Consider the following 26,193-nt stretch of genomic DNA (forward strand, 5'->3'; position numbering starts at 1 on the left):
CCCTATATAAAGTAAAAAATAGGACAAAAAAAGCCGATCCTCTCAGGATCGACTTCCAACTATATTCTCCTATAACCTTACCTTCGCACGCGAGTTACTTCGAAATATCCAGGAAACCCTCTCCGAACACATCTCGCACGTCATGAATGGTGATAAACGCTGCTGTGTCGATGGCTTTCACTATCTTTTTAAGCGCTGACACCTCTTGTTTACTAATGACGATATACAGCACTTCTTTTGGATTTTTAGTGTAATATCCGTGGCCTGACAGCACGGTAACTCCACGATCCATTTTCGTAATGACCATCTCGGCAATTTTATCTTGGTGCTCCGAAATGATCATGACTGCTTTTTTCGGGTTCAGTCCTTCGATCATGAAGTCCATCACCTTCGTACCAACGTACAAAATAACGATAGTTAGCATCAATTTTTCTGGACCAATAATAAAATAAGAAGAGAACGCGACAATCAAATCAAAAAACAGCAGGCCATAGCTGATATTCCAATCCAGATACTTGTTGGCAATCCGGGCTAAAATGACCGTTCCTGCCGTTGTGCCACCTACCCGTACGATTAAGCCAATGCCGACCCCCACCAAAACTCCGGCAAATACAGCATTAATCGTCGGTTCATGCGAATCAATCCGCCAGTTGACCGTTAAATGTAAAAACAGCGAGTTAAAGGCGACCGCAATTATAGTGTACAGGGTCGTTCTCTTGTCCAAAAATTTATATCCGACAATCAACAGCAAGCCATTAATCACCAGATTGACGATCGAGGGAGACCACTGAAACAGGTAGTACAGGATGATCGTGACCCCAGTAACGCCCCCCTCCCCAAACTCATTCGGAATCACAAACAGATTAACAGCTAGTGCGAAAAAAAATGCACCCAGAATAATAAATGCAATATCTGCAATACTTTTTTTCATATATGCTCTAATCCTTTCTCTAACATTTCAAAGGATGAATCGCCAGATGGATTGGCTGATTCTTGTTGTCAAAATACGCTGACAACCAGTTCATGGTATCTACTACCAAACATAAAGTCAATACAACTTTGACACTTTAATTCGCCACCAGACTGCCTCAATCCTGACTTGGATTCCGCGAAATTCTCCTTTTACAAGGTTATTCGACAAAATAACACAATCCCGACTACTAAACTAAGAAAACGGGCCTCTAGCCCTTGTTTTAGACCTAGGCACATTTTCCTCTAAAACGACCATCCTCCTAATCGACATTTTGGACACATATGACCATCTTCCTGTTTTATGTCAAAAGCGTTTTACTTTGAAAAAATGTGGGTATAATGATTGAAACATTACCAAGCAACCTACATAGCATTACGACATCAAGTACATACAAATAGTCCTATACAGACGTCCTAAGCAACTCAATCTGAATTTGACAATATGGAATTGGAGGAATGACCTACATGAATACAATGAACTTAACCGTCCACACCCTGATGCCCTTTCACCACCAATACCAACGTGCCAACGCGGTGAGTATGCAAAAGAAAGAAGATAGCTCGGAGAAGAAGCTCAGCTTTCAGGATATTTTAAATGAAAAAATGGGTAAAAAATAAGGCGCCGTTTATCCGGTTGCATGATTCGCTTTACATATGCTAAAAAGCCGTAGTTTCCTACATCGACTGTAGAGAACCACGGCTTTTTTAATTCATTTGTCCCTAAACTCCCACGTTCGTTTTACTGACCTCCATCCCGATACTGCTCTGCCTTCTCGCGCATCCCCGCGGCTACTGCTTCTTGAGTGTCCAGCCCCTTATCCGCTGCATAGGCGCGAATGTCCTGAGTGATACGCATACTACAAAATTTAGGGCCACACATCGAGCAAAAATGTGCTTCCTTGGCGCCCTCTGCCGGTAGCGTTTCATCATGGTAGGATAAGGCACGCTCGGGATCAAGCGACAGATTGAACTGATCCCGCCAGCGGAACTCAAAGCGTGCCTTGGACAAAGCATCATCCCGCTGCTGCGCCCGTGGATGCCCTTTCGCCAGATCGGCAGCATGTGCCGCAATTTTGTAGGTAATGACACCCTCACGGACATCATCCTTATTGGGCAGACCCAAATGCTCCTTAGGCGTAACATAACACAGCATGGACGTCCCGAACCAACCGATCATCGCCGCCCCGATGGCTGAGGTAATATGATCATATCCGGGGGCAATATCCGTCGTGAGCGGTCCCAAGGTATAGAAAGGAGCTTCCTTACAAATCTCCATTTGTAAATCCACATTCTCTTTGATTTTATGCATAGGGACATGTCCCGGCCCTTCAATCATGACCTGAACATCATGCTTCCATGCGATTTGCGTTAGCTCGCCCAACGTTTCCAGCTCTGCAAACTGTGCTTCATCATTCGCATCATAGATACTACCCGGACGTAGACCATCCCCGAGAGAAAAGGCTACATCATAGGCTTTCATAATTTCGCAAATTTCTTCAAAATGTGTATACAAAAAATTCTCCTGATGGTGCGCAAGGCACCAGGCTGCCATGATTGATCCGCCCCGGGATACAATTCCCGTCATTCTATTCGCCGTCATCGGAATATACCGCAGCAATACACCCGCATGAATTGTAAAATAGTCCACTCCCTGCTCCGCCTGCTCAATCAGCGTATCGCGATACAACTCCCACGTCAGCGCTTCTGCTTCACCGTTCACCTTTTCGAGTGCCTGATACAGCGGCACAGTCCCAATCGGTACAGGAGAATTCCGAATGATCCATTCACGTGTTGTATGGATATTACGGCCTGTAGACAGGTCCATAACCGTATCCGAGCCCCAACGCACAGCCCAAGTCATTTTCTCCACTTCCTCCTCGATGGAGGAGGTAACCGCAGAATTACCAATGTTCGCATTGATCTTCACGTGAAAATGACGCCCAATGACCATTGGCTCGCTTTCCGGGTGATTGATATTCGAAGGCAAAATGGCTCGTCCAGCCGCCAACTCCTGCCGTACAAACTCAGGCTCCACCCCTTCGCGGATCGCCGCAAATTCCATTTCGGGCGTAATGATCCCTTGCCGCGCATAATGCATTTGCGTCACTGTACGCCCTTGCGAAGCACGAAGCGGACGATTGGTCACGCCGGGAAATTCCACTGTCTCCCGTTTGGAGCCAGGTTTCAGTCCATTATCCTCCGGCTGGACGGCGCGTCCCTCGTAAGCCTCCACATCGCCCCGTTCCAGTGCCCAAGCTCGCCGTAATGGAGGCAGGCCCTGACGGATATCGACCTGATAGGCTTCGTCGGTCATGGGACCGCTTGTATCATATACACGCAATGGCTCATGATGCTCCGTGCCCTGCGGCGTATGTGTAGGATGAAGAGCAATTTCGCGCTCTGGCACGGCAATGTCCGGCCGCGAGCCTTGAATATATACCTTACGGCTTCCTGGAAAGGGCGTTACCCCACTGGCTTGCTCCCCGTTTGTCTTCTCTACCTCAACTTCTTTTGTTCCTACCAATCTTACTTCTGCTGATTTCAATTCTGTTCCTTTTGTTCCTTCTGCTTCTGTCGGCTTCATTGTCCATTCCTCCCGTTTCGATGAAATAACACACCGATCCGGAACCATTCCCAGGGTGGCGCTGATCTATGCAAAAAAGCCGGTTCCCCAGGGAACCGGCTAATCTAACGAGACAGCTATCCAGACAATGCGCATATGGAATAATCCATTCCAATGCGCCACTGTAGACAGCAGCCGCGTATACATTTCAATGGCCGATTACTTCCCTACGCTGGTATGATCCAGATCAGGTGCAAAGGGTCCGGAATCTTGCACGATTCCATCTCAGCCCGGCATTACAGGCTCCCCCAGTAACTGTGATACTTCTATTCACATGAGGCGGATATAACAGACATCCGCCTTCCTTACCAGACTACTTCAAATTTATGGCTTTGGCAACCCTTCTAGGTACCCTTTTACCAAGAAGACACTCCCTATCAAATCACTCTGCTTGCTTCAACTGTGTTCATTCTTGTTACGGAAGCATAAGCCCCATTTCCTTCGCCGCTTCGATCAAAATCGGAGCAAAGTCATGTAGCGTCTCGGGTGCAAGTCGGCTGACCGGGCCGGATACAGATAAAGCCGCAGTGACCTGTCCCTTCCGGTTCACAATTGGCGCTGCCACAGCAGCAGCCCCTGGCTCCCGTTCTTCATAGCTGGTCGCATAGCCCTTCTCGCGAATGTCCTGCAGCTGGGCTTTATAGACCTCCGGGTCTACTGAGGGCGGCCATTCATCCCCGCTTAGCAGGGCTTCCAGCTCCTGCGGCGGCATAAAGGCCGCCAGCACCTTGCTGGAGGCCCCTACAGCCAGCGGCATACGCGCACCTACAGGCGCGACCCTGCGGATCGCCTGATTGCTCTGCACGGCTTGTATGCGAATACGCATGCTGCCGTCCCGTAAGTACAAGCTGACCGTCTCCCCCAGACGGTCACGTAGTCCTTCCATTGCAGGTTGTAACAGCACCGCCGGCTCGTCACTTTGGGACAAATGCGTGGATAGCTCCCAAATGCGGAAGCCAAGTCGATATTTTTCCGTTTCGGCATTCCGAACGACAAAGCCCCGATCCTCCAACGTAGTCAGCAGCCGATGAACCGTGCTTTTATGTAGACCAATTTTGGAGGCAATCTCCGTCAGGCCAAGATCCGAATTTGCAGTAAAACACAGCAGTATATCAAGTGCACGCTCTACAGCGCGAACGGTTAATTTACGGTCTTCCATCGTGAACCGCTCCTCTTGTATCCATATTCGTTTCACACTATGAAACATGGTTACATAAATTATATAGAATAGTTGCGGCTACTGTAAACCGATGTTTTTGTGACAACCATATTACAGAACGAGAACAAACATCGACAATTCTTTGCATCATTTTTACTTTTCCGGTTCAGGCGTTGACTTTGGATAATCCCCATCATACGATAATAGGTATCTATACGGATCTACACTACTATTTTCAAGTGGAATTATACCTAAATTCTATGAAACGAAGATCAATTTTATATAAGGAGGCTCTTACATGATTTCGACATCCCAGCGCAACGCTCAGCTACAGACCGCTGTTCAGGAGCCGTCCACCCCACTCTTTAATCCCCGTCTGCTGCGGTTCAAGCACGTTGTGATTGCTCTGCTGCTGTCGGTCGTCTTTTTTCTGTTGTTTTGTTTTATTGCCTTGCATGCTTACATCGCATGGGTTCTTACGAATCCCACCGTTGCACCACTGTACTCTAATCCGATGCAGGCCAAAAGCATGCCTTATGAGGAAGTCAGCTTCCCTGCCAAGGATGGTAGCCGCATGGTACAAGGCTGGTATATCCCGGCGGATCAATCGCGGAAAACGATTATTTTCAGCCATGGTTATGGGGCTAACCGCGAAGAAAGCTGGATTCCCATGTATGATCTGGCGCATTATGCCCACAGTTTGAACTTTAATGTGGTCATGTTCGATTATGGATTTGCGTCACAAAACAGCAAAGCAGTCGCAACCGGAGGCAAAGCAGAATCCCAACAGCTCCTCGGAGCAATTCAGCTTGCGAAGCAACGCGGCTCATCGGAGATTATCGTATGGGGCTTCTCCATGGGGGCAGGCACCGCTCTTCAGGCGGGCTTGCAAACCAAGGATGTGGACGCAATGATTTTGGACAGCACCTTCCTGCTGGAACCAGATACGCTGTACCATAACATTCACAATCAAATTAATCTGCCAAGGCATCCGTCTTTGGAAATTCTGGAGTTGCTGTTTCCAGTTTTGAACGGTACCAGCTTGCATCAGATTCCATATCAGGAGGTTAAAAAGGAAAACTACCCGTTCCCGATCATGTTTGTGCATGGTACACAGGATGAAAAAGCTCCTTATCCTATTGCGGAAAAGCTCGCTGCCAATCAAACCAACCCGCTTTCCAGTGTATGGATTGTTAAAAACGGGATACATGAGCTTATTTTTAGAGAGCACCCTCGTGAATATTTGCGACGGGTATCGACGTTTCTAAGCAATGTACAGGAGCTGGAGGACAAGAAAACCACCGCTGATGCCCACAAACAAACGAATACGAAGTAAAAAATTATTTTTCGAAGAACTATATTCTATTCTTCCCCTTGAAGAAGCCTGTCTATGGACACTTAACCCGTGCCGTAGCTGGGCTTCTTTTTCGTGTTCCATGGGTATTCATTGTTTTACCTAACAGATGTGACCGGATTAAGGGAGTTCGTAGACATATTCCTGATGAGACAGCGAATATACTGGGTACGTATGCATCCAGGGCAGATCTATCAGATCGGCCGGATAGCCATAGTGGGATACGGGAGGTAAAAAACGATGCTGAGTACTTATGGGTCTTTCCTGCCCTTACGTGTGCTGGAGGAAATTCGGCATTGGAAGCAGCAGGAAAGTTGGCATGTGGAAGTGATTAAATCCGCTACCGAGGGACTGGAGCCTACTTATGTACGGCTGCTGGATGATTGGCGGACTGTATTCGAACAGACGGAACGCACCGCCATAGAGTTGCTTGAAGAGCAACGGAGCGCACTCGATCCGGCAGATCAGGCGTGGCATCAGGAATGGAAACAGATGTCAGCTGCTCCACAAGCACATACACACGAATTCACTGAACATTCTAAACAGTCAAGGGGATTAGACACATCATCATCTGTAAAAATGCCATTGTCAGAGTCAGCCTCAAACTCTCAGCTTGACTCACAAGAATTAAATCGTCGACTGGACGATTTGCTGCAAACCGCAAACCGTCAGTCACAGGAGTATGTACGGCAGCTCGGGCTGCTAAGCGAGCACAGTCATGCATTGCGTCAGCAACCAAAATCCGCCGGAGTTGTATTACACGCGGCACATGAAAGCCAATATTTCCTGATCTCGACAACCCCCTTTCAGGAACCTGGCTCCATCGCAAGGGCTGCTAGGTTGTATCATGTAGCTACAGAGGGTGAGAATTACCCAGAGGAAGAACTTCGAGAACGGCAGGCAGACATAAGGGGAGAAGGCGCATGGACGACTAAAGGCGTCAAGTCCAGCCAGGCGCAACCTTCGGCAACGGAAAAAACCACAATCGGCCGGTCGGTTCCTATTGGGGGACATCGGCTACCGCCGCTCCCTTACCCCTATAATGCGCTTGAACCGTATATTGATGAGAAAACAATGCGTATTCACCATAACAAGCATCATTTGAGCTATGTGAATGACCTGAATAAAGCGGAAAAGAAGCTGGAAGAAGCTCGAAAAACAGGTGATTTTGACCTCGTAAAGCATTGGGAACGGGAACTGGCATTCAACGGCGCAGGCCATTATCTGCATACTCTTTTTTGGACGATCATGAGTCCACAAGGTGGTGGAAACCCAAGCGGACCGCTGGCTGAACAGATTAAAAAGGATTTTGGCAGCTACGATGCATTCAAAAAGCAATTCAGTTCAGCAGCCGAAAAGGTCGAGGGTGGCGGCTGGGCTATCCTGGTATGGAGTCCACGCGCGGGACGACTTGAAATTTTGCAGGCCGAAAAGCACCAGAATCTGACTCAATGGGAGTCCATTCCGCTGCTAGCGCTAGATGTATGGGAACATGCATATTACTTAAAGCATCAGGCCGAACGCAACAAATACATTGAAGATTGGTGGCATGTCGTTAACTGGCCAGAGGTTGCAGAGCGCTATACCCAAGCCTCCAAACTGAGATGGCAACCCTTCTAAGCTTCTAAGCTAAAGAAAAACTACACCTGCAAATCGTATCGCTCTCTGAGTGCTGCCATTTGTTCGGTCCATCCTTCCGGTTGTACCAGCCAGCCAGCGGCAGGTAAAACGGCTGTCCGGCTCTCAACGATACGGCGCAGAGATGCCGTGTACGCCTCAACAGACGGCACTCCAGCCAGCTCTGCCAGGCTACCCATTGTTGCTGGATTCACCCGGGGGTAATCCTGCTGCTGCACGCCTGCCGACGTGTCCCCGGCTGCCTCTGTGTAGAACTCCTGTACCGCCTGTGCACGCTCTACACCACTGCCCTCAATCATCACGAAAGCTGTGATGATATACGCCTTGGCTTGGCGCCGCTGTGCAATGCCGCAAAACTTGCGGCCTCGGACGCTGACATCGTAATCCCCGGGACAGAAGGACCCGGGGATTTCTCCGGTCTTCGCCTCGCCAGACCACGGAACCAGCGCATCGGCAATTAGCGCTGCCATGAGCCGAAAATCCTCATGCAGGCTGATGGCCCGCTGTGGATTCGGCAGGATCAAGGACAGGTTCAGCACCCCCCTGTCCAGCATGACGGCTGCTCCACCCGAGGGGCGTACGCATACCGAGGTTCCCGCGCTGCGCACTCGCTCCATCGCCTGTGGGGCGTAGGGAAGCCTGCGGTCCCGGTGACCGATCACAAGCGCTGACGGATGCCGCCATAGATGCAAAATGGGTGCAGCTCCTTTCCCTACTCGCCGACAGGCCAGCTCCTCCCAAGCCAGCGGAGACAAAACGTCCTCCTGAGTGGCCGCGAGTGGCGCTTCAAACCACTGCAACTCAGGCAAAGCTGTTGTTTTTTCTGTTGATCTATGTACATTCTCCATACGTTATCCCCTATCTGTAAAAATAACTGTTATCCATAGGCTAATTGTATTTTAAGGCGGCTATCCCGTCGTCTCTATTTCTGATGTTAACAAAAAAAGGTGGCTACGCCTATGCGTAAACCACCCTTTTTTTGTTCATCACATAAACGTCTTGCGATGTTCGATCAATCCTTGAGCAGCGACAGAAATTCTGCGCGCTGTGCTGCATCATCACGAAACGTACCACGTACCGCAGACGTTACCGTTTTGCTACCAGGCTTTTTGACACCTCTTGCACACATGCACAGGTGCTCGCCTTCCACGACCACCATAACCCCGTGAGCGGAGACTGCTTCATTTAAAATATCAGCGATCTGTGAAGTAATACGCTCCTGTACCTGCAATCGGCGGGTCACTGCCTCTACCAGACGTGCAAGCTTGCTCAGTCCTACAATTTTGCCGCTGGGTACATAGCCGATATGCACTTTTCCGAAGAAAGGAGCCATATGGTGTTCACACTGGCTGTAATAAACGATGTCCTTCACGATCACAAGCTCCTCGTGATTCTCGTCAAATGTCACACCCAACGCATCCCGGGGATCAACCTCATAACCCGCAAATATTTCCTCATACATGCGCGCAACGCGTGCCGGTGTTTCCAATAACCCTTCACGCTTGGGGTCCTCACCGATCAGTTGTAAAATCTGCTCCACATGGTACTCGATTTTATCCCGGTTATCCGCAGCTTTGCGGTTAATATAATCTTTTACGCCAGCCACAGTAATCCTCCTCTATGCAGCAACCTCATGCGGCATCCGTGCTCACGTTGCTCATTATTTCCGACGGCCCTGATTTTTACGCGGACCAGGCTGATTTTTGGAGAACTGTTGGTTCTTCATCATCTGCTGGGCTTTTTGCATTTGTTTCCCATTCAGGTTGTAACCCATCTGTTTGGCCATTTTTTGCAGCGTTTCAGGGTCGTTTTGCATCTTTTCAAGCTGTTTACGAAGATAATAAGCACCGATGAAAAATCCCCCAACCAAACCAGCAATCAGGGTAATAATCGGAATGACAATATTCCACACCACGAAGTCGTCACCTCTGTATATTTATATGAAACATCTTGAATTGCACGAACCTATCATAGCAAAACATGGGACAGCTAGCAAATCACTTTTTGCAAACATATGTCCTTATTGTTTCTCCAAATCCAGCAGCTTCATCTTGACTGGCAAGCCTCCAGCATAACCGACCAAACTTCCGTTTTCACCCGATACCCGATGACATGGAAACAGGATGGGTAACGGATTTTTATTATTTGCTTCCCCAACAGCACGTACCGCCTTGGCTCGGCCGATCGATTCCGCAATATCTTTGTAGGACACACTTTGCCCGTACGGAATATTTTGCAGTGCACGCCATACCTGTTCTTGAAAAGGAGTCCCTCTCAAATCATAGGCTATACTAAATTCCCGTCGTTCTCCCGCAAAATATTCACGCAGTTGATCTGCGGCTTCGCGCAGTTTGTCAGGTTCCTGCACATAGACATATTCCCCAATCCATGTCCGGGCCCATTGCTGAAGCAGTGCTTCCCTCGCATGAAAAACGCCATAGTCTATTCGGCACAGCCCCCGATCTGTAGCGCACAGCGTCAACGTGCCCACAGGTGTCTCCATTTCATCATAATAAATCGTAGTTGGACCCTGCGAGTCCTCAATCATTAATTCAGACGCCTTTTGCTGTTCTGCCTGCTCTTGTTCCTCTAGTTTGGAATGCGCTTGCGCGATCATTTCGCGTACTTGCTCATGTTGTTCCTTCTCTGATGCTTGCTTGATCGCTGTCATAGCGTTTTCCCCTCCTATTCGACTCAAAGCCCACGCCGCCGTGCCTCGCAGCTCGGGACGCGGATCATCCAATAAAACCTCCGTTAATTTGGGCACCGCGCTGATATCCTTGAAATTGCCCAGTCCAATGACCGCATTGCGTTGAATGGGCTTCTTCCCCCGCCAAGCCGCTGCACTTTGACCGAATCGGTCTTTAAATTCACGGTTGCTCAAATCCAGTAACGGCAGCAGCAACGGCTTCACAATTTCAGGATCGGGTGTAAGCTCGGGATGGTGATCCCAGTTGAGACCCCGATTTTTGGGGCATACCATTTGGCAGGTATCACATCCGTACAGCCGATTCCCTATCTTCCGCATAAACTCCTCATCCAGAAAGCCCTTCGTTTGCGTCAAAAAGGACACACACCGCTGGGCATTCAGCTGTCCAGGACCCACAAGCGCGCCCGTAGGACAGGCATCCAAACATTTGGTACACTCGCCGCAACCATCCGTTACCGGTTCATCTGGCTGGAAAGGAATGTTCGTCAACAGCTCACCTAGATAAATCCATGATCCCAGCGTCGGTGAAATCATCATCGTATTTTTGCCGCTAAAACCAATCCCTGCGCGCTCCGCAACAGCTCGATCCGACAGTTCTCCGGTATCCACCATGTTTTTCAATATGGCATCAGGCACCCGCTCACTTATAAAAGCCTCAAGCTTTTCCATCGCTTCGCGTAGTACCAGATGATAATCTTTCCCCCAGGCTGAACGCGCCAAAATACCACGGTACTTCCCCTTGTCCGACTTCGGCGGGTCCTTCATTTTAGAAGGGTACGCCACCGCAATAGCAATCAGAGATGCAGGCTGTGAGCCATACAGCTCCGGGTAGATCCGCTTATCAATATCTGGCTCCTCAAAGCCGGATTCATAGCCTTTCGCACGATGCTCTTCCAATATAGCTTTCAGAGACAGAAAGGGGTCGGCGGATGCGAACCCGATGGAGTCGATACCCAGCCCTGGAGCTGCCTCAATAATTTCCTGCTTGAGCGCAGCCCAAGTCGAAGCGGTTCCGGCAGCCGCCTGAGTCAATCCGCGTTGCATCCGATACTCACCTCTCTTCCACTTTTTATCATTACAGATATGAGGATTTGCAAAATTCCCATATCTCAAATTTCAACAGAAAACAGCAGCAGATGCTACCGTAAATTTTTAACAGCACTGGTCGCCAGAAAATCACAGCGATTATTCAGTTCGTTGTCACTGTGCCCTTTAACCTTCACATATTCAACCTCATGCTTACCCATCAGTTCCCACAGTTCTTCCCATAGTTCCTTGTTCTCCACTGGCTGATTTTTACTGTTGCGCCAGCCATTACGAAGCCAATTCTTAATCCAGCCCTGTTTAAAGCAATTGACGACATAGGCAGAGTCACTGTGTACTTTCACATGGCAAGGCTCCTTGAGCAGCTTTAGCGCTTCAATCACGGACTTGATCTCCATACGGTTGTTTGTCGTCATTTTCTCGGCACCTGACAGCTCCTTACGATGCTCCCCATACAGCAAAACGATCCCCCAGCCCCCAGGGCCCGGATTTCCCGAACAAGCACCGTCGGTATATACCATCACTTCTTTCATCATCCTCTTCCTTTCCTCATCGGTAACCGCCTGATCCGTCATGGTCCTGATCGGTTTGGACGTGTTCCGCATTGATTTCAGACTATAGTTGCTCTATAGCCATTTCCACTCAGATATCGGCCAAAATATAAATTCTGCACGTCCCAGTAAATCTTGAGATTTAATGCTGCCAAAATAGCGGCTATCCTTGCTTGCTGCAATATGGCGATTATCCCCCATGACAAAAAAGTGCTCCGGCTCCACCGTAAAAGGACCATAATCACCATCCTCCACGTCAGAGTTGGTGTAAGGTTCATTTAGTAGTTCACCGTTCACATACAATTGATTATGTTCAACTCGGATTACATCTCCGGGAATACCTATGACTCTCTTCACTAAAAATCTTGGGCTCGACAGCTTGGAATCGGGATCTTTTAAAATCACAATGTCCCCCCTGCCCGGATCATGAAAATTATAAACCAGCTTGTTAACGAACAAATGCTGGCTTTCCATTAGCGTCGGCTGCATCGAATGTCCTCTGACCGTGGACAAGTTAAATACGAACAGGTTTAGAAGCAGCAAGACGACCATGGCGATCAGCAGAGTGACTAACCAATCGCGTATGTAACCAGAGCGGCCTGCTTGTTTGGACGTTTCCGGCGAGGGAAGCGGGCCTGACGAAGGAGCCAAAGCGTCCATAATTAAACCTCCTCAACCCTGTTATAAATAGAAAAGCATATCCCGTACCCGATTGCAACGGTTACTCAGATATGCTCTAAATGTAAATATTATACTTAATGTTATTCAATTCTCTTTATTTCGATTCCCGATTAATGAGGCGCCAAAATACTCAGCTTCTGAAAAGCCTGTAAAATCTGGCTTGCTCCATAGCCCATCGCTTCGTACAAAGGCATGGCCGCACTGTTATGCTTGTCCCCTGCTACCCAAATACGGCTAACCTTACGTTGCTGAAAACGCTGCTCCATGGACTCCACAAGCGATTTGCCGATTCCCATCCGACGACGATCCGGGTGAATAGCGATACGATAGTAACAACCATCATTCTGATCCATCGTGCCGATCAAAGCACCAACGATCTCTCCCTCTTCTTCTGCAACGATGATCAAACCGGAATCCCACGAAAGCTGACGGGCAAACGCACTCACCGTCTCTTTGTAGCACTCCTCTGACAAGGCAATTTGCATGAGTTCCGTTACTGAGTTCACATCACTTAATTGAAAGGAACGAACGTGCATAAGTAATATCTCCCTTTTCGTAAGCATAATAAAAAAATTGAGACAGCACCGTCATTTTTACATAAATCCTTAAATTTCTTATCATGGTGTTAATCACAAGGCATTATGATAAAAATGCATACGATCTGCTATATATGAAATGAAGAACAGGAAAAGGGTGTATGCCCTCAAGTTCGTCATGTCATAGACATGACAGATTATAGCAGACGACAAAAAAGCCGAAATTTCTGCTTCCTTGACCATTAAACCATACTTTTTGACGGAATACATCCCTTTTTCTCATGTAAGCGCTGCATATAAAGCGTTTACATTTTAAAGTTCACAATTTACCTCTTATTACCTATGTATTGTGTATTCCAATCGGGTTTTTGGACATGCTAGCTACCAGGCCGTATTGCCCAGTTTGCTATTTTACAAACAAAAATGTTGATAAAATAGGCTGAATGCGGTTTAATATAACTATCGAGGGTATTATTACATAGGAACACTTACCCAACCATATAACCAGGAGGGATTTTACTATGGCATTTCAATTACCAGAACTTCCTTACGCAAAAGACGCACTGGAACCGCACATTGATGCACTGACAGTAGAAATTCACCATGATCGTCACCATAACACATATGTAACGAACTTAAACGCAGCGCTGGAGAGCGCTCCTGAACTGCAAAGCAAAAGCCTTGAGGATCTGATCTCCAATCTGGACAGCGTTCCTGAAAGCATCCGCACTGCGGTTCGCAACAACGGTGGTGGACACCACAACCACAGCCTGTTCTGGGAAGTTATCGGTCCTAACGGCGGCGGACAACCGACTGGTGCTATTGCTGAAGCAATCAGCAACGAGCTGGGCGGCTACGACAAATTTAAAGAAGACTTCACTAAAGCAGCTACAACACGTTTTGGTAGCGGTTGGGCTTGGTTGGTTGTCGGCAAAGACGGCAAACTGGCGATCACTAGCACTCCAAACCAGGATAGCCCGCTGTCTGAAGGTCTGACTCCGGTACTTGGACTGGACGTTTGGGAGCATGCTTACTACCTGAAATATCAAAACAAACGCCCAGACTACATTGCAGCATTCTACAATGTAATCAACTGGGATGAAGTAAACAAACGTTACGCGGCTGCAAAGAAATAAGCCAGTAACAACATCTCTATCCTATAAAGGGCTGTCTCAAAAGTAGATTTTCTACGAATGAGACAGCCCTTTTGGCATTCCATGGTAAACTGGTGGAGATGATTCTCAAATACAGCTCTGGAGGTTGATGGATGCAGACTTTTTTTCGTTACAACTGGATGATTCGGGAACAATGGTACCGCTGGTGTGAAGAGATGTCGCAGGAGGAATTACTGAAACAACGCGTCGGCGGAGTCGGCGGCATTCTAAAGACACTCTTTCATATCGTTGATGTAGAGTGGAGCTGGATTCAAACGATTCAGGGCAAACCCGACTTTCAAGAGGACTTCTCTCTCTATGATACGCTCAACAAAGTCCGTGAGCTGGATGCAAAGTTTCGACTCGATGTCGAGCCGTTCGTGCTCGCCTGGCATGATGGTCTGGAACGAAAAAGGTTCGAAGATCACCTCCCGGACGGCAGGATTGTAATTGATGCCTGGGGCGAGGTGATGCGGCATGTCATTGCCCACCAAATCCACCATATTGGGCAGTTGTCCATATGGTCTCGGGAGCTAGGCAAGCCTCCGGTTTCGGCCAATGTAATCGGCAAAGGGCTGATTGAGACCGATCGTAGTATTGATTAGCTTTAACGAATGTACAAGTATATTTATGTGACTCAGAGCCGTCCCCTGTCATTTTTAACGACTGAGGTCGGCTCTTTTACTTTATCATCTATGCTCTCTTGTCCACTCCACGAATATTCTCTTCTTTATAACCGTTTTCATAAAAGCTTGATTATAACTGATTAAGTTTTTTCAACCTATCAATATTCTCTTGGTTCAGACTGTTGACCTCTTACTCTTGAAAGCACCGTAAGCCAATGTAAATAATGCTCCACATAATAGGGCAATAAGATGAGCGATAAGATAATTCATATGACCATGGTTCTCTGACGCGGCAATTGCAAAGCCGGGAAGAGCCGTGGTTCCGAATCCTATGGCTGTCAGCTTGCTTAAATATACATATGCTCCCGCAATCATTCCTCCGAGGCATCCAGCAACTAAGGGGAACTTATACTTTAAAGTGACCCCAAAGATCGCTGGTTCCGAGATTCCAAAAAGTACAGACCCGAATGCAGAGTAACCCATTTCTTTAACCTTGGTGTCTTTGCGATTCAAAAGAATATACCCCAAAACGGCGCCCCCTTGAGCCATCAAAGCTACTGATGCCAACGGGTTGATAAAATTTCTGCCTGTATCGGTTAACAACTGCGCTTCTACCGCACCCATAACATGATGTAAGCCTGTAATAACAATGATCTGCTGAATGCCTGCAAAAAACATAAAACCGAATATCCCAAGGTTTTGCGTCATCCAAAGCAGCGAAACGGTGACCAGACTAGCTAACTCTCGCCCAAGAGGGCCGATAATGGTAAACAATAGCAAGGAAGAAACAAAGACCGTCAGCAACGGAGCCAAAAATAGTTTAATCATGTCTGGAACCTTTTTGTTAAAAAACTGATCCAACTTGGCTACCACATATCCCATCATTAGAGCAATAATAATACCACCCTGAAATCCAACCAACTGTACGGGAAGGCCGAAAAGACTGATCGATTCCGGATTTTGACTTCCTTTAGCTACCTCAAAGGCATCCGCCAGTGCTGGATGAAGCATAATCGCACCCAGCACAAGCCCCAGAATCGGACGACCGCCGTATCTCTTGGTTGCAGAATAAACAACAAGCAGCGGCAGGATGGTGAAAATACCCGTAGAAACGATTTGAACGAAGCGATTGATCCCTTGAAAAATTGGATACATCTCCACAATCGATTTAGGACCGAATAACCCCTTCTGACCTAATAACCCGGTTATCCCCATTAACAATGCGGCGGCAAGAATTCCCGGCATGATCTCAATGAAGACATCTGACAGCGATTTAATGGCTTTTTGAAAAGGATTTTGCCTTTGTGCGGACTTCGTTTTGACATCACTTAATGACATATCTTCCGTTCCGGTCAGTTTGGAAAATACGGCATAGATATTATTGACCAACCCTGCTCCAAAAATGATCTGTAGTTGATCCCCCGCTATGAAAACGCCTTTAACCAGATCAATATCTTCAATCTTTTTTAATTCCGCTTTTTCATTGTCCTCAAGTACAATTCTTAATCTGATGGCACAATGGGCCACACCGATAATGTTGCCTTCACCACCGATATATTTTAAAATTTCTTGAGAAATTTGCTTATACTGCTTTTCTTTTGCTTCCATCTAGTAAACCCCCCTCTAGCTGAATCAGATGTCTTCTTTAACAAATCTCCAGAACATCCCTAAAAAGTCCTGCTTTACCCTGGCAAGCGTTATGCCTACATGCATTAATTCATCACCGCCAAACAGCTCACCAGTTTCTATATTTCTATAAATGTAGTCTGGATTCAAACCTTTGAATTTTAACGTTTTAATCGCGGCAGCGGGTTGGGATAAAACCTTGAAATAGCTGGCCGCCATTTCCGTTTGATCTTCCGACACAAAGTTCCATGCAGCTTCATTTTCATCAAACGGATTAATTATTCTATAAAACTTCCCAAATTGAATGAGCGATCTAATTTCTTTATATAGAGCTATCTGTTTTTTTACTATTTCTTTTTCCTCAACGGTTAATGTCGTCAGATCCAGCTCATATCCAAAATTCCCGGCCATGGCGACATAACCTCTTGTCTCCAAGGGAGTTATTCTACCCACTTGATGGTTGGGTACCGTGGAGACGTGTGCCCCCATAGTAATCGGAGGGTAGACAAGACTTGTTCCCCATTGAATCTTCAGTCGGCAAATGGCATCCGTATTGTCACTCGTCCAGGTCTGAGGCATGTAATAGAGCATGCCGGCATCAAAACGGCCTCCTCCACTAGAACAGCTCTCAAATAAGACATGGGGAAATCTTGATGTAAGCTCTTCCATAACACTATAGAGTCCCAGGATATAACGATGCGCAGTCTCCCTCTGTCTCTCAGGTGGCAAGGCAGCCGAACCCACATCCGTCATGTGACGATTCATGTCCCATTTTACATAAGTAATTGGAACGTCCGATAAAATATCGGAAACCGACTTAATAATGTACTCACTCACTTCCTTCCTCGATAAATCCAACATCAGTTGATTTCTTCCCAACGTATACGGACGATCAGGGACATGGATACACCAATCGGGATGCTTTCTGTATAAATCGCTGTCTATGGATACCATTTCAGGTTCAAACCACAAACCAAACTCCATACCCAGGTTTCGTATGCGGTTTGCAAGATCCAGCAATCCATCTGGAAGTTTGCGACGATCCACCACCCAATCGCCTAATGAAGTATTGTCATCATCCCGTTTTCCAAACCAACCATCATCCAATACAAACAGTTCCACTCCTACACTTTGAGCTTCCTTCGCCAACTGCTCAATCTTGTCGGCATCAAAGTTAAAGTAAGTGGCTTCCCAGTTATTAATCAGGATCGGCCGCTCTTTGTCACGAAAAGGCCCACGACATAATCTGTTCCTGTATAATTCATGATAAATTCTCGACATGCCGCCCAAGCCGTTTTCGGTGTATACCATGACCACTTCTGGTGTTTGGAACGATTCCTCAGGTTCAAGCAGCCATGTAAAATCAAAAGGATTAATCCCCATCGTGACTCTTGTGTTCCGATAGGAATCTACCTGGGTCTGGGCCGTAAAGTTCCCGCTGTACACCAGATTAAAGGCGTACACTTCACCCTGTTCTTCATCTGTTCCTTCTCTTACAAGTGCCATAAAGGGTGCCTGTTGAGGGCTGCTGGCTCCACGGCAGCTGTCTACCATTTGAATTCCAGGTAAAATTTTTCGCCTTGCTATATTTTTTTCATTATTATGCGCACCGTACAAGGTAATTAGTTCATATTCATCATCACGAAAATCCACACTAGCACTTAACGCTTTAAGTAGTTTTAGCTGCTGCCGACCTTCATTATCGAAACGGACTGAACGGGTAATGACATCCCGCTTTGGATATAGGCTATAGGATAGTACAACCTTTACATTAATTAATAGGTCTTCAAGGACGATTTCCAGAGTTTCTACTTCGCCAGCATCTTCTGCATAAGTAGAAGGAAGCCCTTTCAATTTTGGTTTGCCTTGGTAAACCCGATGTTCTTTATAGCGAAAGTCTGTCACTGTAGAACCATTCTCCAATTGAAGCTGATACGCAGGAATCCTGAAATCACTATTTCCAAATGACGGATATTCTTGCGGGATAGTATCCAGTGAAAAGGCTCGATCCGAGCCATCGGGATTGGGTGAAAATCCTCTATCCATAAAGATGATTTTATTGCTTCCCCGATAGTTCTGAATTTTCTTTCCCCAATACAGATGGGCTAAATAACCATCTCGTATAACCTGCATGACATAACTCGTATTGCTGCCTTGTAAATGGAATAAAAGCTTCTCTTTATCGATGTGTATAGCCATAGCAACCCCCTTATAGCGCCAATAGTACGATTTCCAAAAAGTATAAATTATGTTGTTTACTTATTGTTTACATCCTAATAATAATTGAATAGTTTCAATAATTATATGGAATAATGTAGACTCTATATGAAACGGTGTGATAATATGCAGAGATGAATTAAGGGGTGAAACCAAATGAGTTCGCATTTTTCCAATCATTCCTATAACAACCTGGATCTCAATTTATACACATGTGGCAAAGAAAGCTGTACCAGCAAGCACTCTTATGGTCCAGCCATTCGAAGCGGGTATATGGTGCATTATATTTTAAAGGGAAAAGGGATCTTTAAAGTCAACGATAAAATCTATCATTTGGAGAAAAACGATGCTTTCTTTATTGAGCCGAAGGTTTTAATTTACTACGAAGCGGATGAAGTCGACCCATGGGAATATGCCTGGATTGGTTTTAATGGGGTGCAAGCAAAAGAATATCTAAGCCGGACCTGTATCAATAGGGACAATCCCATTTTCCGGTTTGAAGCAGAGGGCAGCCTTGCCCGCTGTATGGAGAGTATCGTCGTTTCTTCTACACTGAAATCCAACAAAGACCTACTGCTTGCATCCAAGCTGTATGAATTTCTGTATCTGATGTTTGAACATTACCCTAATCAGGAAGTCAACCCTGAGGTAAGACAGCAGCGGTATATTAAAGAAGCGCTTCTCTTCATTCAACAAAACTATTCACACTTCATTACCGTAAGCGACATTGCCAAGTACATTTCAATTGACCGTTCGTATTTGCATCGTTTATTTAAACAGCAACTAAATAAGTCACCGCAGGAATTTTTATTACATTTGAGGATTGAAAAATCGTGCTCCCTATTAAGAAATACTTCCCTTAAAGTCGGGGATATTGCTCGGTCTGTAGGGTATAAAGATGTACTCCTATTCTCCAAAATGTTCAAAACGGTCAACAAGGTGACTCCATCCGAATACCGAAAAAATCCCCAGGAATAACACGCTTCGTTCGCAACTAAATTAGGCATATTCATTCCAAAAACAGAAAAATAGCGGCAGCATGGATCAACCTCATGTCCATACTGCCGCTATTTTATTAACTGCATGTTCTCTTAATTAGTTCTCTTTTTGCTTCGCATAATACTCGGTGATCAGATCGAGGAACACCTTTGGAAACGCCAAGGTGGCCATATCCGCTTCGCTGATCCAGCGGTACCCCGCTGGCAGCGCATTGCGCGTGTGCTCCGCCTGCTCAGCCAGCGCAATCAACGCACCCGGCTTCGCTTCGGTGCTGTAGCTGGCCCGCTGTTCGGCAGCCAGCGGATGTCCTCCCGCCTCCCCGGCAGGGACGGCGACCTCTTCACACTGGAACACACGCAGGTTCCAGTGAATGTGGCTGAACGTGTGCTCCGCCTCACGTACAAACCGCACCGGGCGCGCAAGCACGCCCTCTGCCAGCAAATGAGCCGCCAAATGGTCCATGGCGGGCTCATCCGGCACCGGGCCGTTGTAGCCCTCCGGCCCGGCAAGCTCATGCGGCAGCTCCCACATGCGGGCCAACAGGCCCTTGGCCGGGCGCTGCCGTACGAGCAGGCGGCCTGCGTTCGCTCCGCTGCCCTCGATGAGGGCTACGGAACGCGGCTCCAGCCGCGGCGGCTTCGCCTTGGTCTTGACTGGCAGCGTCTCCTCGCGACCTGCCAACCTGCCCGAGCAATGCTCCATGACCGGGCAGGTCAGACAATGAGGCGACTTCGGCGTGCAGACCAGCGCCCCCAGCTCCATCAGAGCCTGATTAAAATCAGAAGCCCTTCCTTCGGGAATCAGCTCCCGTACCAGACTTTCCATATGCGCCCGCGTGCTGCCCTTCATAATATCCTCTTCAATGAGAAAATAACGCGACAGCACACGCATCACATTTCCGTCCACAGCAGGCTCTGGTCGATTGAAGGCGATACTCATAATCGCCCCCGTCGTATACGGGCCTACTCCTTTCAGTGCAGCGACAGCCTGTGTATCATCCGGCACCTGCCCGCCGTGAAGCTCAACTACTTGTTTTGCCGCAGTTTGCAAATTCCGGGCCCGCGAATAATAACCCAGCCCTTCCCACAGCTTAAGCACATCCTCCTCGGGTGCTTCCGCCAACGCTTCAATTGTAGGAAAACGTGCAATAAAGCGATTAAAATACGGAATGACCGTATCCACACGCGTCTGCTGAAGCATAATTTCCGAGATCCAGATATAAAAAGGATTCCGATGGCGGCGCCACGGCAAATCGCGCTTGTTACGTGTATACCAATTCAACAGTTCAAAGCTGAAATAACGCTTTTGTTCCAATGTATTTGTAGTCATCACATCACATCTCCTTATATTCGACAATCACAAAAGCAGAGGCAATGTTAGGCTGATGTGTAATACTCAAGTGAATGCTGTAATTCGAGTCACCTGTAGACGGCAATCTCAGTCTATCCCATGCGGATGAAGACAAGTAAACGGCTGGCTTCCCCCCAGGTTCCGGTAAAATATCCATATCGCCGAACCCGATGATTTGCCCAATTCCGCAACCGAAGGCTTTCGTTATCGCTTCCTTGGCGGCAAAGCGCCCTGCTACGAACTCCGTTAGTCTACCCTTGCGTTCCACAGCAAGCTCACGTTCTGCCGGGGTCAGCACCCGATTCAAAAACGCATCTGCATATTTACCTGCTAAAATATGAGCCATACGGCTTATTTCCAGCACATCATGTCCAATTCCGTAGATCATTTGGGTATTCCCCGTCCTTTTTACTTTACTGGATCTATTGTAACAGTGCGTCCACACCCTGGCGAGTCATAAAGGCGTAAAAACGACACCAAAATATGTTAAAATGAGAAAGGCTATAGGTGAATGTTTTGAATTCAGCTGATATGCCCATTTTAAAAAATTCCCGTAGAAAGGAAGGATAGGATGTCAGAAACCATTATTGTTGAAGCAGGTACCGAAGCAGGAACAGATGCGGTGATCCGGGCTTCCTGGTTTCCCGCTAAAAATACAGCCAAAAGCCTGCTCATCATCGCTCACGGCTACAAAGGATTTAAGGATTGGGGCATGTTCCCCTATATAGCAGAAGCATTGAGTAAGGATAACCATGTTGTGACCTTCAACTTTTCACATAATGGCATAGGTGAGGATCTAGAGAATTTTACCGAGCTGGAAAAGTTCGCACGCAACACCTATAGCCGCGAACAAGAGGATTTGGAACTATTGCTGTCCAATCTGAGAGCACGTCATGAGTTCAGAGAATTGCCGTTGTTTCTGTTAGGACATAGCCGAGGCGCGGGAAGCTGCTTTGTATATGCTCTAGATCATCCCGGCGAGATTGCTGGCGTCATTTCATGGAATGGCGTGACAGATCTTGATTTGTTTACTTTACCGCAAAAAGAAGAAATGCGCGCCAAGGGGCGCAGCTATGTGGAGAACGCTAGAACCGGACAACAGCTTCCGCTGGATGCTGTCATTCTGGAAGACCTGAAACAAAATCGCCAGCGTTTTGCCATTGTAGACAGACTTGCCAACAGCCAGCTCCCAGCTGTACTGATCCAGGGAACCGAAGATTCCAAACGTCTACGGGAAGGCTCTGCCCTGCTCACATCCGTTCGTCCCGACATCGAATGGGTACAAATTCAAGGCGGCAATCATACCTTTAATACCGTTCATCCATTCCAGGGAGGTAGCCTTCCACTGGATCAAGCGATTACTGAAACCCGCCGCTTCATTGAGTGGATCACCAATTAAATTATTGCCCCTTCAATACAAACGGCGATCCGCCGGGCGGATCGCCGCATTTATTTACTTCAGGATTTTACAATTCCATAATGACTAATGCTTACACTCCTGGGATGCTTGTCCGCTTATGCGCTGTACGTGTAAAGAAGCTTTCCAGCTTTTCGCGTGCCGCCGGGTCAATTTCCTTGCCTTCCAGGTAGTCGCTGTTTGCTTCGTAGGAGATCCCCAGTTCTTTTTCATCCGTCTGGCCTTCCCACAATCCTGCTGTAGGCGCTTTGTCCAAAATGGCCTGCGGGACTCCAAGATAGCTAGCGAGCAAGCGCACCTGACGTTTGTTGAGCGTGCTAAGTGGCGTAATATCAACCGCACCGTCGCCCCATTTGGTATAAAAGCCTGTGATAGCTTCTGAAGCGTGATCTGTGCCAACGACGAGCAGATTCAGCTCATTCGCGAGTGCGTACTGAACCACCATACGTGTTCTTGCCTTTACATTCCCTCTCACTTGCGGAGTAATGGAACGCTCTAGACCGATATCCTTTAACGTATGCTCTACTTCCACGGCAACCTTATCCACGGCTTCCTTAATGTTCGTTTCCCCAGCATATTTCAGGTCGAACGCTTTGGCTACCGCGTAGCTATGCTCGATATCTTCCTGTTGGCCGTATGGCTGGAATACACCCAGCGTTTTGTATTCGTCCCCTTGTTCCTGCGTCAATTCATCTGTAGCCCGCTTGCACAAAGCGGCTGCTACGGCACTATCAATCCCGCCACTGATGGCGATTAACAGCCCTTTGCTTCCCGTTTTCGTTACATACGACTTGAGGAAATCCACACGCTTACGGACCTCCGCCTCTACATTAATCGTAGGCTGTACTCCCAATTCAGCAATAATCTGTTCCTGCAAACTCATCAGATAAGCACCTCTTTTTTAGGAATTTCCTTCACAAGCCAACATGCAAAAGCCCCGGCAAGTTTCGCAGGCGAAAAATGCGGGGCATAGCTTGAGCAGTCTTACCGGCAAAAACGATCAAATGCACTGGTCAAATCAGCAGCGATCTGATCTGCCGAACGATCCTCCACCTGATGACGCTCGATGAAGTGAACCAGTTCGCCGTCTTTCAACAGCGCGATAGAAGGGGATGACGGTGGGTAAGGTGCGAAAAATTCGCGAGCCTTTGCCGTTGCTTCCTTGTCCTGTCCGGCAAAAACCGAATACAGATGATCTGGCGTAAGATCATGCTTCAGCGCTTCAGCCACACCCGGGCGGCATTGGCCTGCGGCACAACCACATACCGAGTTCACAACAACCAACACTGTCCCTTTAGCATTAGGAAGCTTGGCCTCCACATCTTCAGAAGTACGCAGTTCCTGAATCCCAAGATTCGTCAGTTCATCGCGCATTGGCTGAACTGAATCTCTCATATATTGATCGAAAGACATAGACATATTCTTTCACTCCTTTTCCAAAAATCATGTATACTACGTTTTTAATTTCATCCTTTGCCGTAGTAAAGGCATGGACATCTAAACTTCATTATACAATCTTTTTCACGTAATTTGCAAAAATCCGGCTATATATTTGCACGATTATTTCTGTATCGAATTTATGACAGAAGGTTCAGCGTGATCCCGGTAAGTCGGGACGGTTCTGCGCAATCGGACTTTAAACTGCGTGCCCATTCCCTCCACCGAGTCTACGGCAATCGTACCGTGATGACGCTCCACTATACTTTGACATAAGGCCAGCCCCAAACCTGTACCTTTCGTTTTGGTGGTGTAAAAAGGTTGGAACAGCTTTTCAAGCTGTTTTTGCGGAATTCCCGGACCTGTGTCCTTTACTTCGAGTTCCACGAAATCCCCTTCCTCATGAGTCGAAATGGTCAACACCCCCTTTTCTCCCATAGCTTCCATCGCATTACGTGATAAATTAAGCAGCAACTGCTTCATTTCCTTAGGGTTCAAATGCAGCATCGTCACATGCTCCTCCAGCTTTAGCTCAATCGTCTGCCCCCTCAGATTCGCATCTGCCCACAATAAAGGCGTCAGTTCGCGAATAATATCATGCAGATGACATTGCTCCTTCTCGACAATCCGATTCTGGGCCAGTGAAAGGAAATCGTTAATAATTCCGTTCGCCCGATCGAGTTCCTCCATCACAATGCGGTAGTAATGGTTGAGAGATTCTGGACTTTTCTCACGCATAAGCTGTAAAAAACCACGCACAACCGCCATCGGATTACGTATTTCATGAGTAATGCCCGCTGCCATCTGTCCGACCAGACTGAGCCTTTCAAAATTGCCTAGCTCACTGCGCAGCGTCTCCAGCTCTGTAATATCTTGCAAGGCGATAATGACGCCTGTCGTTTGGTTTACGTGTTTATCCCGAATAGGAAGGAAACTTGAGAAGAATACTTTGGGAGGAACATTTATAAAATCAGCACCCGCCTCTCCTTGCAACGCTTTTGCAACTCGTTCGTTAACCACAGGCAAAGCGCTAAAACCATATAACGAGGTCAATGGACGGCCTACTACCTCAGGCAGTGTAATGTAGGGATCGAAGTCCTGGTAGAGTTCCAGCATCGTTTTGTTCATATGTATAACTCGTTCTTCGCTGTCCAGAGTAACAAGAGATAACGGCATCAAATCCATAACTTGACGCAGCTTATCCACTTCAATTAAGTATTTGCTCGTAAATTCAGTCACATCACGCCGCAGCGCCAGCTTCTCAAAGGCATTATGCATCAGACTCACGACCGTAAAACTTGCCAGCACCCCTGCACCAATATTCCAGAACGTTGTAAGTAAGTCAGGAACGTATACCGCAATATCCTGTTTGCCCCACAGTAGCGGAAATATCGCCTTAAACAGCATATCAGCCACAACATATGCGGAGATTAGGAGTTTTTTGTCCAACAAGGTTCCTCTTTGAAAAAACTTGACATGCAGCAGCATAAAAGGAAAAAGGATAAAACCCGTGCCCACATACATCGGGGACATTTCTGTCGACTGGGCTATAATCAGGACACCCATCAGTGCGGAAGCGGCGAGCACGAAGGCAGTGCGACGTCTACCGTACATGATGCCAACAGCAAGGGGAATAATACCGAGATTGGAAGGTAGACCATACGGAGACTGATATTGAAAGAGTGTACATAGCAATATGGCTGGCAAGCAACACAGATACAGTATTCCTTGATTGGGTCCAGGAAGCAGATTGCCGCCCCAAACCTTTTTCTTATCCCCATAATCCGTTAATATAGAGAAAAAACCCGCCGATATAACGGCAAGGAGAACTTGGAGCACACTTTCCTTCAACGCAATTAACAAGGACTTCTCCCCCTCATCATCTTTCCTTGACGCCGTTAGTTGAATTAAAGCACAGGCTACAATATATTACAATATATGTGTTAAAATCCCGGTGTAGAACGACAAAATCTGCTAAATACTAGATGTATATAACAGGAACGTTTTTACGCGTTTTAAATTCCTGCAAATTGAAATATATACGTGTTTACTGTGCTCTAAGGCTATCTGTAGCGACGGTATTACGATATGATGAAAAA

Annotated in this window: 24 protein-coding genes and 1 riboswitch; of the genes, 7 read left to right on the forward strand and 17 right to left on the reverse strand. The window is 47.2% G+C overall.

From position 1 onward, the window contains the following. Window positions 1-94: 94 nt before the first annotated feature. A complete protein-coding gene (locus ACUYLD_RS10290; protein ID WP_023987004.1) occupies window positions 95-931 on the reverse strand; it encodes a YitT family protein in 837 nt (278 codons plus the stop codon). A gap of 506 nt (window positions 932-1,437) precedes the next feature. On the opposite strand from ACUYLD_RS10290, the gene ACUYLD_RS10295 reads away from it, so the two are divergent. Beyond that, a complete protein-coding gene (locus tag ACUYLD_RS10295) occupies window positions 1,438-1,590 on the forward strand; it encodes a hypothetical protein (RefSeq protein ID WP_010348453.1) in 153 nt (50 codons plus the stop codon). 121 nt (window positions 1,591-1,711) lie between these two features. Here the strand turns inward: ACUYLD_RS10295 and thiC are convergent, their stop codons facing one another. Both thiC and ACUYLD_RS10305 read right to left on the reverse strand, forming a co-directional pair. Continuing rightward, on the reverse strand, window positions 1,712-3,556 hold the full coding sequence (gene thiC / locus ACUYLD_RS10300; protein WP_061831536.1) for a phosphomethylpyrimidine synthase ThiC: 1,845 nt from the start codon (window positions 3,554-3,556) through the stop codon (window positions 1,712-1,714). A 186-nt stretch (window positions 3,557-3,742) separates the two neighbouring features. Next, window positions 3,743-3,855, reverse strand: a riboswitch (TPP riboswitch). Window positions 3,856-4,010: 155 nt separating this feature from the next. Next, window positions 4,011-4,754 (reverse strand): IclR family transcriptional regulator, encoded by a 744-nt coding sequence (locus tag ACUYLD_RS10305; protein ID WP_061831535.1) that lies wholly within the window; start codon window positions 4,752-4,754, stop codon window positions 4,011-4,013. A 298-nt stretch (window positions 4,755-5,052) separates the two neighbouring features. Here ACUYLD_RS10305 and ACUYLD_RS10310 point away from each other — a divergent pair, with 298 nt between their 5' ends. Beyond that, window positions 5,053-6,090 carry an alpha/beta hydrolase gene (locus ACUYLD_RS10310; RefSeq protein WP_061831534.1) on the forward strand — a complete coding sequence of 346 codons (1,038 nt, stop codon included), beginning with the start codon at window positions 5,053-5,055 and terminating at the stop codon, window positions 6,088-6,090. Window positions 6,091-6,348: 258 nt separating this feature from the next. Then, complete coding sequence (locus ACUYLD_RS10315; RefSeq protein ID WP_254351214.1) at window positions 6,349-7,728, forward strand: Fe-Mn family superoxide dismutase; 1,380 nt, start codon at window positions 6,349-6,351, stop codon at window positions 7,726-7,728. A 20-nt stretch (window positions 7,729-7,748) separates the two neighbouring features. Here the strand turns inward: ACUYLD_RS10315 and ACUYLD_RS10320 are convergent, their stop codons facing one another. The 7 genes from ACUYLD_RS10320 to ACUYLD_RS10350 form a co-directional block, all read right to left on the reverse strand. Beyond that, the gene (locus ACUYLD_RS10320) at window positions 7,749-8,594 is read right to left on the reverse strand and encodes a lipoate--protein ligase family protein (RefSeq protein WP_446674947.1); all 846 of its coding nucleotides are present in this window, start codon (window positions 8,592-8,594) and stop codon (window positions 7,749-7,751) included. A gap of 164 nt (window positions 8,595-8,758) precedes the next feature. After that, on the reverse strand, window positions 8,759-9,352 hold the full coding sequence (gene folE / locus ACUYLD_RS10325; protein ID WP_013308743.1) for a GTP cyclohydrolase I FolE: 594 nt from the start codon (window positions 9,350-9,352) through the stop codon (window positions 8,759-8,761). A gap of 54 nt (window positions 9,353-9,406) precedes the next feature. Next, window positions 9,407-9,661: a YneF family protein gene (locus tag ACUYLD_RS10330; protein ID WP_013308742.1), complete on the reverse strand. Its 255-nt coding sequence runs from the start codon at window positions 9,659-9,661 to the stop codon at window positions 9,407-9,409. 105 nt (window positions 9,662-9,766) lie between these two features. Continuing rightward, on the reverse strand, window positions 9,767-11,500 hold the full coding sequence (gene queG, locus ACUYLD_RS10335; RefSeq protein ID WP_446674948.1) for a tRNA epoxyqueuosine(34) reductase QueG: 1,734 nt from the start codon (window positions 11,498-11,500) through the stop codon (window positions 9,767-9,769). Window positions 11,501-11,595: 95 nt separating this feature from the next. Further along, window positions 11,596-12,033, reverse strand: a complete 438-nt coding sequence (gene rnhA / locus ACUYLD_RS10340) for a ribonuclease HI (protein ID WP_023986996.1) — start codon at window positions 12,031-12,033, stop codon at window positions 11,596-11,598. A 93-nt stretch (window positions 12,034-12,126) separates the two neighbouring features. Continuing rightward, window positions 12,127-12,711 carry a signal peptidase I gene (lepB, locus tag ACUYLD_RS10345; RefSeq protein ID WP_235307236.1) on the reverse strand — a complete coding sequence of 195 codons (585 nt, stop codon included), beginning with the start codon at window positions 12,709-12,711 and terminating at the stop codon, window positions 12,127-12,129. A 131-nt stretch (window positions 12,712-12,842) separates the two neighbouring features. After that, the gene (locus ACUYLD_RS10350; RefSeq protein ID WP_069291098.1) at window positions 12,843-13,268 is read right to left on the reverse strand and encodes a GNAT family N-acetyltransferase; all 426 of its coding nucleotides are present in this window, start codon (window positions 13,266-13,268) and stop codon (window positions 12,843-12,845) included. 521 nt (window positions 13,269-13,789) lie between these two features. Here ACUYLD_RS10350 and ACUYLD_RS10355 point away from each other — a divergent pair. After that, a complete protein-coding gene (locus ACUYLD_RS10355) occupies window positions 13,790-14,404 on the forward strand; it encodes a superoxide dismutase (protein WP_023986992.1) in 615 nt (204 codons plus the stop codon). A gap of 131 nt (window positions 14,405-14,535) precedes the next feature. Continuing rightward, the gene (locus tag ACUYLD_RS10360) at window positions 14,536-15,027 is read left to right on the forward strand and encodes a DinB family protein (RefSeq protein WP_322162827.1); all 492 of its coding nucleotides are present in this window, start codon (window positions 14,536-14,538) and stop codon (window positions 15,025-15,027) included. A gap of 195 nt (window positions 15,028-15,222) precedes the next feature. Here ACUYLD_RS10360 and ACUYLD_RS10365 read toward each other — a convergent pair whose 3' ends face one another. Beyond that, complete coding sequence (locus ACUYLD_RS10365; RefSeq protein WP_446674949.1) at window positions 15,223-16,656, reverse strand: PTS transporter subunit EIIC; 1,434 nt, start codon at window positions 16,654-16,656, stop codon at window positions 15,223-15,225. A gap of 24 nt (window positions 16,657-16,680) precedes the next feature. Continuing rightward, window positions 16,681-18,873: an alpha-galactosidase gene (locus ACUYLD_RS10370; protein ID WP_446674950.1), complete on the reverse strand. Its 2,193-nt coding sequence runs from the start codon at window positions 18,871-18,873 to the stop codon at window positions 16,681-16,683. Window positions 18,874-19,047: 174 nt separating this feature from the next. Here ACUYLD_RS10370 and ACUYLD_RS10375 point away from each other — a divergent pair, with 174 nt between their 5' ends. Next, window positions 19,048-19,869 carry an AraC family transcriptional regulator gene (locus ACUYLD_RS10375; RefSeq protein WP_446674951.1) on the forward strand — a complete coding sequence of 274 codons (822 nt, stop codon included), beginning with the start codon at window positions 19,048-19,050 and terminating at the stop codon, window positions 19,867-19,869. Window positions 19,870-19,986: 117 nt separating this feature from the next. Here the strand turns inward: ACUYLD_RS10375 and mutY are convergent, their stop codons facing one another. Then, a complete protein-coding gene (mutY, locus tag ACUYLD_RS10380) occupies window positions 19,987-21,219 on the reverse strand; it encodes an A/G-specific adenine glycosylase (RefSeq protein WP_348621493.1) in 1,233 nt (410 codons plus the stop codon). A 4-nt stretch (window positions 21,220-21,223) separates the two neighbouring features. Next, window positions 21,224-21,628, reverse strand: coding sequence for a holo-ACP synthase (gene acpS / locus ACUYLD_RS10385; RefSeq protein WP_069291092.1), 405 nt, complete (start codon window positions 21,626-21,628; stop codon window positions 21,224-21,226). 183 nt (window positions 21,629-21,811) lie between these two features. On the opposite strand from acpS, the gene ACUYLD_RS10390 reads away from it, so the two are divergent. Next, window positions 21,812-22,639 carry an alpha/beta hydrolase family protein gene (locus ACUYLD_RS10390; RefSeq protein WP_446674952.1) on the forward strand — a complete coding sequence of 276 codons (828 nt, stop codon included), beginning with the start codon at window positions 21,812-21,814 and terminating at the stop codon, window positions 22,637-22,639. A 91-nt stretch (window positions 22,640-22,730) separates the two neighbouring features. On the opposite strand, the gene nadE is transcribed toward ACUYLD_RS10390, so the two are convergent. The 3 genes from nadE to ACUYLD_RS10405 form a co-directional block, all read right to left on the reverse strand. Beyond that, the gene (gene nadE / locus ACUYLD_RS10395; protein WP_025722646.1) at window positions 22,731-23,540 is read right to left on the reverse strand and encodes an ammonia-dependent NAD(+) synthetase; all 810 of its coding nucleotides are present in this window, start codon (window positions 23,538-23,540) and stop codon (window positions 22,731-22,733) included. Window positions 23,541-23,641: 101 nt separating this feature from the next. Then, complete coding sequence (locus ACUYLD_RS10400; protein WP_023986978.1) at window positions 23,642-24,076, reverse strand: BrxA/BrxB family bacilliredoxin; 435 nt, start codon at window positions 24,074-24,076, stop codon at window positions 23,642-23,644. Between the two features lie 141 nt (window positions 24,077-24,217). Beyond that, window positions 24,218-25,957, reverse strand: a complete 1,740-nt coding sequence (locus ACUYLD_RS10405; RefSeq protein WP_446674953.1) for a two-component system sensor histidine kinase NtrB — start codon at window positions 25,955-25,957, stop codon at window positions 24,218-24,220. Window positions 25,958-26,193: the final 236 nt, after the last annotated feature.

This window comes from Paenibacillus sp. SER-28, assembly GCF_052906305.1.